Raw genomic sequence first — 11,682 nt, 5'->3', positions numbered from 1 at the left:
TGTCGAGGGTGCCACAGTCACCGAGTTGCACGGTAAATGCGGGAAACGCGCCTATTCGCCGCGCAGTTCGTAGTAAGGGTTGAAGATCGCCTTGCGACCGTCACGCTCGCCCACACGACCGCGGATCAGCAGGGTCTTACCGGTCTCGATTCCCGGGATCCGGCGACGCCCGATCCAGACGAGATTGATCACCTCGGTGCCATCGAAGAACTCGGCCTCGATACTGGCATTTCCCGACTTGGGACACGCGTCGACGCTGCGGAGTCGGCCCACCATCGTGACTTCTTCACCGCGACGACAATCGCATGCCTTCTGACCTCCGGAAGCCTTGTTGGACTCGGCCATCTCCTGGGCGTCCAACTGGTCGACGTCCTCGGTCAGACGCTGGGTCAGTCGACGAAAATATCCTGCGGCGGCGGGTGCCATTGCGCGCTCCTGCGAACATGTGTGACGCAAGGGTTTCGCGTCACGTGAAGGGCTGTGTGATCGCCACTGTAGACCCATTACGAGCGTGTAACCACACCGGTCAGTCCGCGTCTCGGGGGCACCGGGCAAGATCAAGAGATGCAGAACTCGGAATTGGCGACCGTTGCCGTCGTTCTCCCAGGTACAGGCTCTGACGCCCACTTCGCGGACCGCGCATTCCGGGCGCCGCTGGAGGCTCTGGGTGTGCGCATCGTCGCAATTGAACCGGACCCTCGGCGTGTCGTGGACGGCTATCTGGACGCGATGGACAGAGCCGCGGACACGCACGGCCGAATCATCGTCGGAGGGGTCTCGATCGGAGCGGCCGTTGCACTCCAGTGGGCCGCCGACAATCCCGATCGAACCGTGAGTGTGTTGGCAGCGCTTCCGGCCTGGACGGGCTCGGCCGACGACGCCCCCGCAGCAGCGAGCGCGCGGTTCACCGCCGGGCAACTGCGCTCCGAAGGCTTGGAGTCGGTGATCGCTGCGATGCTCGCGTCGAGTCCGGCGTGGCTCGGAGCCGAACTCGAGCGCTCCTGGCGCTCTCAGTGGCCCGATCTCCCGGCTGCGCTCGACGAGGCGGCGTCGTACCACTCACTCGGCGAGAGCGCGCTACGGGCGGTAGGCGTTCCGGTCGGCATTGCGTCGGCGGTGGACGATCCGGTTCATCCCGCGTCAGTGGCGCAGGCCTGGGCGGCTTCACTCCCCCGCGGCGCAGTCGCCACGACGACGCTCGACATGATCGGGCGCGACCCCGCGATTCTCGGGTCCACCTGCATCAAAGCGCTCGCGGCGATCGAATCCGATACCACCGCGAGCGCCTGAAGAAAATTCTGTTACTGACCCAATTGCTGCATGGCAGAACCGGATTCGCCGCTACGAGGCGGCGGGGTCGGCCGTGCTGGAGGTGCCGGCGGAGCGGGCGGTGCTGACTGCTGTTGCTGCTGGGCGGCGACCTGTTGCTGCTGCGCTGCCGCCAACTGCTGCTCGTGTGCGGCCGCCAACTGCTCGGCGAGCACCTGCGGGAGCACCACGGGCAGCGGTGTCCGCACCGGATGCGGCTCTGATCCTCGGTTGACGACGGTGTCACGCAAGATGTCCCGTGCGATTGCCACCAGAGGAGCGTTCGCGGCGGTGGATCCACTCGGACCCGCGACCACGCAGCGCACCATCCACCGGGGACCGTCGACGCCGATGAACCGCAGGTCCATGTTGGCCGTCACAGCAGCCAGTTCACGGCCCCACGGGCCGTTCTCGACGCTCACCGCGGAATTGTCGTCGCGAAGCGACTGCGCGAGCTCGGCAACGACCTCACGCCACTGACCGGGCGATTTCGGGGCGGCGTAGGCAGCAACCGTGATGCGGCCGTGCTCGGTGACCAGGTGCACGGCCTGCGGCGAACCGTTGGGCGCCATCTCGACCTGCAACTGCCCGCCGGTCGGCATCGGCACCAGAACGGAACCGAGATCAAGACGCTGACCGTCACGGCCTGCCGTCGGATCGTCGGAATCGATCTCCGAGATGTCGTAAGGGCCTTCCGATTCGTCACCGAACTCGTCGCCGGTGACTTCGAGATCGTCTTCGACCTCGTCGATCTCCACCGACTCGTCGTTCTCGTCACCGAAGAAGCTGGTGGTTTCCTCGTCGACATCTGTCTTCTTCTTGCGTCCGAACATGATTCAGACTCCCTCTCCGACTACCGCGCCAGGCGCATCGGTATCGAGTATCGCGTGCCCGCCGCTGGAACCGTAGCCTCCGGTTCCTCTGGTCGTGTCGTCCAGCGATTCGACTTCCTCGAAAATCGGAAGTTCGACTCGTTGAACCACGAGCTGAGCGATTCGGTCACCGCGGCGGATGTCGATGGCTGTGGCCGGATCGAGATTGATCAAGCAGACCTTGAGTTCGCCCCGGTATCCCGCGTCCACGGTTCCGGGCGCATTCACGATCGACAGTCCCGATTTGGCGGCGAGTCCGGAACGCGGATGGATCAACCCGACGGTGCCCACCGGCAAAGCGATCGCGATCCCCGTTCCGACCAGTGTTCGGTGTCCGGGTTCGATGGTGACGTCGCTGGTGGAGCACAGATCCACACCCGCATCTCCGGGATGCGCACGCTGTGGAACGGGCAGGTCTGGATCCAGTCGCTTCAAGGCGATGGAGAGATGGTCGCTCACGTGGGCCAAGACTACTCGTAGCGACGGACTATCCTTGACAGGTGCCCGAAACATCTCGACCTGACGTCGCCACCACAACGCCCCCGTCCACGACGCTGTACTCCGAGCGCCTGTGGGTGCCGATCTGGTGGTGGATCGCCGGGTTGGCCGTAGCCGGACTCCTCGCGGCCGAGGTCCACATGGGCCGCCCGGGGCTTCTCTCGTACCTGGCGTACGTCGTACTACTCCCGATCCCGATCTGGGCGGCATTCTGGCTCAGCCGGATGCGCGTCGAGGTGGTGGAGACAGCAGGGGTGAAGGAACTGCACGTGGGTAGAGCCCACCTGCCGGTCGAATTGATTTCACGGGCGGCAGCAGTGCCGGCTTCCGCGAAGAGTGCTGCGATGGGGCGCCAACTCGATCCGTCGGCGTTCGTCCAGCATCGCCCATGGGTCAAGACAATGGTGTTGATCGTGCTCGACGACCCGGAGGATCCCACGCCGTACTGGTTGGTGAGCACACGTCGTCCCGCTGATCTGCTGGCTGCGCTGGATCTCTGACCAGCGCGGTCACAGCAAAGCAGTACTTCCCGACCCTTGGTCGACCCTCGCGCTGACGGGTCGACCACCGGGAAGGGAGATCAGGCAGCGCAGTCCATGCATACGAGCTGTCCGTTGGCATCACTGGCCAGGCGGCTGCGGTGATGAACCAGGAAGCAGCTCGAACACGTGAACTCGTCTGCCTGCTTCGGAACAACTCGAACCGAGAGTTCCTCGCCGGAAAGGTCGGCACCCGGCAGCTCGAAGGACTCCGCGGTGTCCGTCTCGTCGATGTCGACGACGGCTGACTGCGCTTCGTTGCGTCGCGCCTTCAGCTCCTCGAGCGAGTCCTCCGAAACCTCGTCGGACTCTGTACGCCTCGGTGCGTCGTAGTCAGTTGCCATCTCGTCTACCCCATCCTCTTCGTGTATCCCGGTCCCGTGTGCGCCGAGAATCCGGTAGATCCTTGATGCGCATGGAAACCGCCGTGGCATCCAGATCATTCCCTGTCGCTGCATAACGCTGCAGGACTGGAATTAGTGCCCGGAAGTTCCTTCCGAGAACGTGATCTGCGCCTCATTTGGTTGTCATTTCGGCGTCCGGCCGATGCCCAGTTGAACGACCTGGGCCGCCAGACAGTAGCCGACGTGAGCACGAAAGTAGTAACCGAATCGGAAATTTCCGAAAAATGACTGCGAATTGTCACCAAGGCAAGAGCAAGCTGTGACCTTTCCACGATGTTTTCGGGCCGAATCCGGGTAGAAGCAGGCCGGTAATCGGCCAACTGCCGTTTCGCAATCGACAAGGACTCGACGCGTCGAGCCTCGCTTCGGCTGTCTCGTCACACAGGCCCTCTAAGGTAGGCACCGAACGTCATGCCGGCGCCGCTCGGCCCGATGGCGAAGTAGAAGTTTCGTCAAGAAAGTCGAGGGATACCGTGGTTTCTCTGATCACCGAAGGCAGCTCTACCGATGACCAGGGACGTCCGTTCCGCCGTCGGCGCGCGTGGCCGGTGATCGCCGTGTTCGCGGTACTCGCATTGATCGGCAGTGTCTTGTGGGTCCGCATCCTGAGCGCCGAGGCGGAAGTCAGTGACACCGTCGCCTGCAACCTGCCGCAACCTTCGTCCGATCCTTCGGCAGCGGCGCCACTACCGCTGGGAACCGTCGTCGACCGCTCGAAGCTGCTCGACGTGGATCCCGCTCCCCTCGCCGCCACCAAGGTTCGTGTGTTCAACGCCAACGGTGAACACGGTCAGGCGGCCCAGGTGGCAGCGCAACTGAGCGAGTTCGGCTTCTCCAGCGCGCCGGACGTCCAGGTCGGAAACGACCCCGTCTACGTCGACCAGAACATGGAGTGCCAGGGTCAGATCCGATTCGGAGCGAACGGCCTCGCCGCCGCCAGTTCCGTCTGGCTGGTCGCCCCCTGCGCCGAACTGGTCCAGGACGGCCGCGGCGACGACACCGTCGACCTGGCTCTCGGCACCTACAACAAGGGCGCCCTGACCCCCAACACCGACGCCACCGCGATCCTGCATGCTCTGGCCGAGCAGCCCGCAAACGCCGAAGTCGCTCCGATGGACATCGCACTGCTCAAAGCAGCGCGCACGGCGCGATGCTGACAGGCCTCAGCTCGGAATCGGCTGATCTGCGCCGATCGAACTGAGCATGTGCGCGAACTGCTCGGCGATCGCCGGAGCGACTGCGTAAACGACATCGCCGTCGGCCGACGTGGAATTGGGCGCCGGGACGTTGATGACGGCGCCCGCTTCGGAAGCGATCAAGGAGCCGGCTGCCCAGTCCCACGGACTCAGTCCGTGTTCGAAGTGAGCGTCGACCCGGCCGGTGGCAACCATGCACAGATCCAACGCAGCCGAACCGATGCGTCGGATGTCGCGGACCTGCGGCAGGATCTGCCCGATCAACGTGCCCTGCACCTTCCGGCGATCCGCTCCGTAACCGAAGCCGGTGGCCAACAGCGCCATTGACAGCTCGGTAACCTCATTGGCTTGCAGGTCGCTGACGACGCCGTCGGCCGTGGTCATGGTTGCACCGCCGCCCCGATGCGCGGCGTACGTGGTTTCCAACGACACGTCGACGACAGCCCCGGCTACCGAGACCCCGTCGATCTGTACGGCCACCGAGATGGCGAACGCGGGGATTCCGTAGAGAAAATTCACCGTGCCGTCGATGGGATCGACAACCCATCGAACTCCCGCGGAATCGTCGGTGTCTCCGCCACCTTCCTCACCCAGGATCGAATCCGCAGGGCGCAATTGCGCCAGAAGGTCGCGAATCACTTGTTCGGTTTCGGTATCGACCACCGTGACGGGATCGGTGGGCGTGCTCTTCGCCGCAACCGAACCACCCTCGGCGGCACCGGAACCCACCAGGCCGAATACCTCGGGCCGACGCAAACGGACGTGTTCGGCTGCGCGTTCGGCGACGGCTACGGCTACTTCCCGCAACTGTGCGGGGTCCAGAGAATCGGCGGAAAAGTCGGGCAACGTTCTTTCTGAAGGGCGCACCGGACCATCGCAACACATCTCTACCGAGGGGCACCACTCGAACGTCTCGAGGCGGGCGGTTCGAGAGGACGCGCCCGGGTCCTTGTTCGGGTTAGTGTTTGCAACGGTAGATCGTGACCTCGAATTCGACACTCAGGAGCGCAGGACGATGACAACCACAGGTTTCGGGATCGACGTCGGCGGTAGCGGCGTCAAGGGCGGCACGATCGACCTGAGCACCGGGGAAATGATCGGTGAACGCATCAAGATCCTGACCCCGCAGCCGTCCACACCCGATGCGATCGCGGGCACTGTCGCCGAAATCGTCGAGCAGGCCAAGTGGACCGGTCCGGTCGGCATCACCTTGCCCGCTGTCGTGACCGGCGGCGTCGCGCGAAGCGCCGCGAACATCGACAAATCCTGGATCGACACCGACGCGGCCGCTCTGTTCGGCAAGGCGCTGGGCGGGCGCGAGGTCACCGTCCTCAACGACGCCGACGCTGCCGGAATCGCCGAGGACTCGTTCGGAGCGGGTAAGGACACCTCCGGCGTCGTGATCTTGTTGACCTTCGGCACCGGAATCGGATCTGCCGTGCTGCACAACGGAGTTCTGTTGCCCAACACCGAGTTCGGTCACCTCGAGGTCGACGGCAAGGAAGCCGAGCACCGGGCGGCGTCGTCGGTGAAGGAAAAGAAGGACTGGAGCTACAAGGAGTGGGCCGTCGAGGTCTCGCGAGTTCTGACCACCTTCGAGAACCTGCTCTGGCCTGATCTCTTCATCGCCGGAGGCGGTATAAGCCGCAAGCACGAGAAGTGGATTCCGCATCTGACCAACCGCACCAAGGTCGTCCCCGCCACCCTTCTCAACACCGCCGGAATTGCCGGAGCTGCGCTCGCATCGGTCGGACTGACCAGGCCGGCCTCCGTCGCCGGATGAGAAAACCCGCACGTGAAAAGCGGAAAATCTACCTGTTACGGCCCGCCGTGACGTAAGAGTTTCCTGAGAGTCGTTACAATGGTGAAGTCCGGCTGCGCGCCGGCCAACAACCATTGACCTCTCCGCCGGATCACCACTCTGGCGTGACGCCGCACGACACCGTCACGAAAGGGCGTACGTGGCAGCCACCGATACACGTCAGACTGCTGATTCTCCATCAGAGTCAGAGCCACAATCTCCAGCCGTGGAGGCGGCCACCGTCACCGCTCCGGCAGCCAAGAAGGCTCCGGCGAAAAAGGCCCCCGCCAAGAAGGCAGCAGCAAAGAAGGCTCCGGCCAAGAAAGCTCCGGCCAAGAAGGCAGCAGCTAAGAAGGCCAGCCCCAAGAAGGCCGGCGATCCTGACGCCGAAGACGGCGATGTCGAGTTGGAAGACATCGACATCACGGACGGCGACCTTGCCGAGGTCGAGTCCGATGTCGTCGAGGTCGTAGCAGTCGGCGAAGACGAAGAGACCGCTGCAGAGCCGTCCGAGAAGGACAAGGCTTCCGGCGACTTCGTCTGGGACGAGGAAGAGTCCGAGGCTCTCCGTCAGGCACGCAAGGATGCCGAACTGACGGCGTCCGCCGACTCGGTTCGCGCTTACCTCAAGCAGATCGGCAAGGTCGCACTCCTCAACGCCGAAGAGGAAGTCGAACTGGCCAAGCGCATCGAGGCCGGCCTCTACGCCGTGCAGATCATGCAGGACCTCGCTGACAAGGGCGAGAAGTTGCCTGCGGCTCAGCGACGCGACATGAGCTGGATCTGCCGCGACGGCAACCGCGCCAAGAACCACCTCCTCGAGGCCAACCTCCGCCTGGTCGTCTCGCTGGCCAAGCGCTACACGGGCCGCGGCATGGCGTTCCTGGACCTCATCCAGGAAGGCAACCTCGGTCTGATCCGTGCAGTCGAGAAGTTCGACTACACCAAGGGTTACAAGTTCTCGACCTACGCCACGTGGTGGATCCGTCAGGCCATCACCCGCGCAATGGCCGACCAGGCTCGCACCATCCGTATCCCGGTGCACATGGTCGAGGTCATCAACAAGCTCGGCCGTATCCAGCGTGAGCTGCTCCAGGACCTGGGCCGTGAGCCCACGCCGGAAGAGCTCGCCAAGGAAATGGACATCACGCCGGAGAAGGTGCTGGAAATCCAGCAGTACGCGCGTGAGCCGATCTCTCTCGACCAGACCATCGGCGACGAGGGCGACAGCCAGCTCGGTGACTTCATCGAGGACTCCGAAGCTGTTGTCGCAGTCGATGCCGTCTCGTTCACCTTGCTGCAGGATCAGCTGCAGTCGGTACTCGAGACGCTGTCCGAGCGCGAAGCCGGCGTGGTTCGCCTCCGCTTCGGTCTCACCGACGGTCAGCCGAGGACTTTAGACGAAATCGGACAGGTCTACGGCGTCACGCGTGAGCGTATCCGCCAGATCGAATCGAAGACGATGTCGAAGCTGCGCCACCCGTCGCGTTCGCAGGTTCTGCGCGACTACCTCGACTAGTCACACCAGCTATGCACACAAGAGCCGCTCTCCGGATCGCCGGAGAGCGGCTCTTGTGCGTTTGCCGCCTCAGACCAAGAGTGTGTCCCGGAGTTGTGCGACATCGTCCTCGCTCAACTGAAGGCCGTCCCGGACGTAGTTGTCGAAGTTGCCGTACACCCGATCCACCGTGGCGAAAGACGTGTCCAGCCAAGACTGTTCGACGCCGTCGATGAACGCGCTCCCCGTGCGGGGTCCGGTGAGGTACTGATTGCTGAGCATGTAATCGGCGTTCACGTCGGTGCGACTCACGCCGAGGACGGTCAGGAGAACTGCGGTCATCCAACCGGTACGGTCCTTGCCCGCCGAGCAGTGGTAGAGGACTGAACCGTCGGTGTTCGCGACGTTCACCAGCGCGTCGTGGAATGCGCGGCTCGCCCCCGGATCGGTCACCATCAACGCGTACATCGTCGGCATGTCCACCAGCGCCGGGAGGTTGGCGGGGTTGGTTCCGATGACGTCGAACCAGTTGCTTCGCGCCCCGTTCGGAAGGCGATCCTGCGAGAGCGTTCGTTCGACGACCGTACGGAAGTCGTCGACCGATTCCACTCCGCGTTCGCTCAACGACGCGAGATCCGACGGTGTCAGCTTGTCGAGGGCATTCGAGCGAAATACCTTCCCCCACCGAACGGTCTGCCCGTCCGCGGCGTCGTAGCCACCGATGTCACGCGCGTTCGACGCACCCTCGAGGTGTAGCGATCGATCCGCGGCAACCTGCGCAGCTGTGGGTCCGGCGTGGTCGAGAGCGGGAATTCCACCGGCGAGCGCCGGGACGGGTGCACACGAGGTGATCAGCGCACACAGAGCGGTCGCGGCGGGACGGGCGATTCTGTTCGACATCCGGACAGAATAGGACCGCAATCAGGACTTCGTACGAACCTTGATGTACAACGAGGCGACCGGTTCGATAACTCTTGCCGCCACCGGGCCGATGACCGCCATCAGGAGCACGTAAGCAGTTGCCAATGCGGCAAGTTCGGCGTCGACGGCGCCTGCGGACACCGCGAGGCCGGCGATGATGATGGAGAACTCACCGCGGGCGATCAGAGCGGCACCGGCGCGCGCCTGACCCATTCGCGCGACACCCTGACGTCTGGCCGCCCAAGCGCCGGTGATCAGCTTCGTGATCGCCGTGACCACTGCCAGGATCGCGGCCCATCCGAGGACTGGCGGAATGGAACTGGGATCGGTGTTGAGACCGAAGACCACGAAGAACATTGCGGCGAACAGATCTCGAAGGGGCTCGAGCACGCGACTGGCATTGTGCGCCGTCGACCCCGAGATCGCGATTCCGAGGAGGAATGCGCCCACAGCCGCCGACACCTGCATCGCCGAACTGATGCCGGCGACCAACAGTGCGGCACCGAGCAGCTTGAGCAGGAGCGTCTCACTGTCGGGACTGTCGAGGAGGGCGGAGACGTACCGTCCGTATCGGAGGGCCACGACAAGAACCACGGTGATGACCAACAACGAGATCCCGACCGCTTCGAGCCCGCCCATGAAGCTCACGCCCGCGAGCATCGCGGTCAGAATCGGCAGGTACAGCGCCATCGCCAAGTCTTCGAACACCAGAATCGACAGCACGACCGGTGTCTCGCGGTTACCGAGGCGCCCCAGGTCGCTGAGCACCTTGGCGATGATTCCCGAAGACGAGATGTAGGTGACGCCGGCCATGACCGTCGCCCCCACGACGCCCCAGCCGAGCATCAAGCCGACAACCGCGCCAGGGGTGGCGTTGAGGACGATGTCGACGATGCCGGCTACCCGCGAGCGTTTGAGACCGGTGACGAGCTCGGCCGCAGTGTATTCGAGCCCCAACAGCAGCAAGAGCAGGACGATCCCGATCTCACTTGCCAGATGGGAGAACTCGCCGATGTCGCCGAGCTGGATGAAACCGCCCTGTCCGAAGCACAGGCCGCCGATCAGGTAGAACGGGATGGGCGACATGCCGACGCGAGCAGCGAGCCGTCCGAGCAGTCCGAGCGCGAAGAAGACCGCGCCGAGTTCGATCAGTGCGAGGGTGGTTGTGTCCACGCGCCAGTCAGCCGTTGGCCAAGATTTTTGCCGCTGCAGCCAAACCGTCCGGCGTTCCGACTGCCACGAGAAGGTCTCCCCCGGTGAACGTGAAGTCGGGGTTCGGAGACGGGCTCACCTGTCCTGCCCGCATGACGGCGACGATGGACACTCCGGTACGCGTGCGCATGCCGGTGTCCCCGAGGGTCTGTCCGTCGTAGCGAGAACCGTCCTTGATGTAGAGCTGTTTGGTTCGAATGCCCGGAAGATCACGGTGCTCTTCCTCGAGCTGAGCAACGAGCTGGGGGGCACCCAGGAGATTGCTGAGCGCTGCCGCTTCCTCGGTGGTCAGAGGCAGCGAGGCAGCACACGCGTCAGGGTCGTCTGCCTTGGAAACGATGAGGTCGGTATGACCGTCCCGATGGGTGACGACACCCACGCGACGACCGGAAGACAGAACAAAATCCTTGCGCGTCCCGATCCCCGGTAGTGGGGTGACTTCTACGTTCATATACCAACGGTAGCGCCGATCGGTGACCTGCATCGCGGGAGGGCCGTTATCCGCGGGGAGCACTTCGCGGCGAGCGAACCGGCGACCTACCGAACCGGCGAAAACACGCCGTTCTCGTCCGGAAAATACTCGACGACAGCGGTGACGGCTGCGACGGGAATCGGGGCGTACAGATGCGGGAATCGCATCGATTCCGGGTCCGAGGGGACACCCGGTTCGTACTTGACCTGACCGCCGAGCAAGGCCGGATCGATAGCCAGAAGGACTATGTCGTCACGGCCGGCAAAGATCCGATTGGCCGGGAGATGAACTTGCGCCGGAGTCGACATGTGGACAAATCCCTCCGCCTCGAATCCGTCGGGGATACGTTCACCGAGCTGTTGTGCCCGCGCCCACTCCTCGCGCGTGCACATGTGGAGCAACTCGACGCTCTCGTCGACAAGTGGTTCGCGTCCCGGGTTCATCCGCCCAGAATATCGGGCTGAGGTCGGCGATCCGAATCAGCTGTCAGCGAACAATCTTCACCCGAGAATGCCTGCCCAGCGCATTTCCAGTGAGACACAACACTAAGAAACGCCTTCGGGAACAACCCGTAAACCCCAAACGTCTGTAAGAGTGGATCTACCGCGCCATTCCGACGCGGCGGACCAGGCCCCAGGCACGCGGCCCGAATGCCGCAAAGCCAGTACGGAGGAGTCATGCCCGGAACACTGACCAGCCCACAGTTGACCGCTGCCGACCGGTGCGACCGGTGCGGTGCCGGAGCACGCGTACGCGCCGTGCTTCCCACCGGCGGCGAGCTTCTCTTCTGCGGACACCACGCAACCGAACACGCGGATCGACTTCGCGAGATGAATGCCGTCGTCTCCGAAAGCGAACCCGCAATCTGACCTGTCAGCCGGGGGTGGCCTCTTCACGAGGCGCGCCATGAACGCCAGAACGGGCGATCACAATCACTGTGATCGCCCGTTCTGCCGTTCCG

At 63.8% G+C, this 11,682-nt stretch carries 15 protein-coding genes; 6 read left to right on the top strand and 9 right to left on the bottom strand.

Annotated features, from left to right (window positions below; all coding sequences use genetic code 11):
• Positions 1 to 51: 51 nt before the first annotated feature.
• Positions 52 to 426, bottom strand: coding sequence for an OB-fold nucleic acid binding domain-containing protein (locus ACVZUB_RS13780; protein ID WP_003942613.1), 375 nt, complete (start codon positions 424 to 426; stop codon positions 52 to 54).
• A gap of 138 nt (positions 427 to 564) precedes the next feature.
• Between ACVZUB_RS13780 and ACVZUB_RS13775 the strand changes: the two genes are divergently transcribed.
• Entirely contained in the window at positions 565 to 1,290 is a 726-nt protein-coding gene (locus ACVZUB_RS13775) for an alpha/beta fold hydrolase (RefSeq protein ID WP_204855774.1), read from the top strand.
• Positions 1,291 to 1,301: 11 nt separating this feature from the next.
• Here ACVZUB_RS13775 and ACVZUB_RS13770 read toward each other — a convergent pair whose 3' ends face one another.
• Together ACVZUB_RS13770 and dut are read right to left on the bottom strand one after the other, a co-directional pair.
• Positions 1,302 to 2,141, bottom strand: a complete 840-nt coding sequence (locus ACVZUB_RS13770) for a DUF3710 domain-containing protein (protein ID WP_003942585.1) — start codon at positions 2,139 to 2,141, stop codon at positions 1,302 to 1,304.
• Positions 2,142 to 2,144: 3 nt separating this feature from the next.
• A complete protein-coding gene (gene dut, locus ACVZUB_RS13765) occupies positions 2,145 to 2,639 on the bottom strand; it encodes a dUTP diphosphatase (RefSeq protein ID WP_317553041.1) in 495 nt (164 codons plus the stop codon).
• A 41-nt stretch (positions 2,640 to 2,680) separates the two neighbouring features.
• Between dut and ACVZUB_RS13760 the strand changes: the two genes are divergently transcribed.
• Entirely contained in the window at positions 2,681 to 3,178 is a 498-nt protein-coding gene (locus tag ACVZUB_RS13760; protein WP_003942596.1) for a DUF3093 domain-containing protein, read from the top strand.
• An 80-nt stretch (positions 3,179 to 3,258) separates the two neighbouring features.
• On the opposite strand, the gene ACVZUB_RS13755 is transcribed toward ACVZUB_RS13760, so the two are convergent.
• Positions 3,259 to 3,561, bottom strand: a complete 303-nt coding sequence (locus ACVZUB_RS13755; RefSeq protein ID WP_003942593.1) for a DUF4193 domain-containing protein — start codon at positions 3,559 to 3,561, stop codon at positions 3,259 to 3,261.
• 533 nt (positions 3,562 to 4,094) lie between these two features.
• On the opposite strand from ACVZUB_RS13755, the gene cei reads away from it, so the two are divergent.
• Entirely contained in the window at positions 4,095 to 4,778 is a 684-nt protein-coding gene (gene cei, locus ACVZUB_RS13750) for an envelope integrity protein Cei (RefSeq protein ID WP_003942618.1), read from the top strand.
• A 6-nt stretch (positions 4,779 to 4,784) separates the two neighbouring features.
• Here cei and ACVZUB_RS13745 read toward each other — a convergent pair whose 3' ends face one another.
• Positions 4,785 to 5,663, bottom strand: coding sequence for an inositol monophosphatase family protein (locus ACVZUB_RS13745; protein WP_047269355.1), 879 nt, complete (start codon positions 5,661 to 5,663; stop codon positions 4,785 to 4,787).
• A 169-nt stretch (positions 5,664 to 5,832) separates the two neighbouring features.
• On the opposite strand from ACVZUB_RS13745, the gene ppgK reads away from it, so the two are divergent.
• Together ppgK and ACVZUB_RS13735 are read left to right on the top strand one after the other, a co-directional pair.
• Positions 5,833 to 6,600 carry a polyphosphate--glucose phosphotransferase gene (gene ppgK, locus ACVZUB_RS13740; RefSeq protein WP_118607164.1) on the top strand — a complete coding sequence of 256 codons (768 nt, stop codon included), beginning with the start codon at positions 5,833 to 5,835 and terminating at the stop codon, positions 6,598 to 6,600.
• A gap of 112 nt (positions 6,601 to 6,712) precedes the next feature.
• On the top strand, positions 6,713 to 8,137 hold the full coding sequence (locus ACVZUB_RS13735; protein ID WP_370333980.1) for an RNA polymerase sigma factor: 1,425 nt from the start codon (positions 6,713 to 6,715) through the stop codon (positions 8,135 to 8,137).
• A gap of 69 nt (positions 8,138 to 8,206) precedes the next feature.
• Here the strand turns inward: ACVZUB_RS13735 and ACVZUB_RS13730 are convergent, their stop codons facing one another.
• From ACVZUB_RS13730 to ACVZUB_RS13715, 4 genes are all read right to left on the bottom strand, one after another.
• Positions 8,207 to 9,016 carry a tyrosine-protein phosphatase gene (locus ACVZUB_RS13730; protein WP_482628484.1) on the bottom strand — a complete coding sequence of 270 codons (810 nt, stop codon included), beginning with the start codon at positions 9,014 to 9,016 and terminating at the stop codon, positions 8,207 to 8,209.
• A gap of 21 nt (positions 9,017 to 9,037) precedes the next feature.
• On the bottom strand, positions 9,038 to 10,210 hold the full coding sequence (locus ACVZUB_RS13725) for a cation:proton antiporter (RefSeq protein ID WP_166502234.1): 1,173 nt from the start codon (positions 10,208 to 10,210) through the stop codon (positions 9,038 to 9,040).
• A 7-nt stretch (positions 10,211 to 10,217) separates the two neighbouring features.
• Positions 10,218 to 10,700, bottom strand: coding sequence for a cation:proton antiporter regulatory subunit (locus tag ACVZUB_RS13720; protein ID WP_021344116.1), 483 nt, complete (start codon positions 10,698 to 10,700; stop codon positions 10,218 to 10,220).
• A gap of 86 nt (positions 10,701 to 10,786) precedes the next feature.
• Positions 10,787 to 11,164 carry a DUF952 domain-containing protein gene (locus tag ACVZUB_RS13715; RefSeq protein WP_209922846.1) on the bottom strand — a complete coding sequence of 126 codons (378 nt, stop codon included), beginning with the start codon at positions 11,162 to 11,164 and terminating at the stop codon, positions 10,787 to 10,789.
• 234 nt (positions 11,165 to 11,398) lie between these two features.
• Between ACVZUB_RS13715 and ACVZUB_RS13710 the strand changes: the two genes are divergently transcribed.
• Positions 11,399 to 11,590, top strand: coding sequence for a DUF7455 domain-containing protein (locus ACVZUB_RS13710; RefSeq protein ID WP_003942643.1), 192 nt, complete (start codon positions 11,399 to 11,401; stop codon positions 11,588 to 11,590).
• Positions 11,591 to 11,682 lie beyond the last annotated feature (92 nt).

The organism is Rhodococcus sp. OS5 (assembly GCF_056837585.1).
Note: the sequence above shows the minus strand (reverse complement) of the source record. Positions and strands in the feature narration are given on the sequence as shown.

What these genes read in the sequence shown, in the direction of transcription:
- ACVZUB_RS13780 (WP_003942613.1), bottom strand. Translation starts at nt 426, where the DNA reads ATGGCACCCGCCGCCGCAGGATATTTTCGTCGACTGACCCAGCGTCTG.
- ACVZUB_RS13775 (WP_204855774.1), top strand. Translation starts at nt 565, where the DNA reads ATGCAGAACTCGGAATTGGCGACCGTTGCCGTCGTTCTCCCAGGTACA.
- ACVZUB_RS13770 (WP_003942585.1), bottom strand. Translation starts at nt 2,141, where the DNA reads ATGTTCGGACGCAAGAAGAAGACAGATGTCGACGAGGAAACCACCAGC.
- ACVZUB_RS13755 (WP_003942593.1), bottom strand. Translation starts at nt 3,561, where the DNA reads ATGGCAACTGACTACGACGCACCGAGGCGTACAGAGTCCGACGAGGTT.
- ppgK (WP_118607164.1), top strand. Translation starts at nt 5,833, where the DNA reads ATGACAACCACAGGTTTCGGGATCGACGTCGGCGGTAGCGGCGTCAAG.
- ACVZUB_RS13730 (WP_482628484.1), bottom strand. Translation starts at nt 9,016, where the DNA reads ATGTCGAACAGAATCGCCCGTCCCGCCGCGACCGCTCTGTGTGCGCTG.
- ACVZUB_RS13720 (WP_021344116.1), bottom strand. Translation starts at nt 10,700, where the DNA reads ATGAACGTAGAAGTCACCCCACTACCGGGGATCGGGACGCGCAAGGAT.
- ACVZUB_RS13715 (WP_209922846.1), bottom strand. Translation starts at nt 11,164, where the DNA reads ATGAACCCGGGACGCGAACCACTTGTCGACGAGAGCGTCGAGTTGCTC.
- ACVZUB_RS13710 (WP_003942643.1), top strand. Translation starts at nt 11,399, where the DNA reads ATGCCCGGAACACTGACCAGCCCACAGTTGACCGCTGCCGACCGGTGC.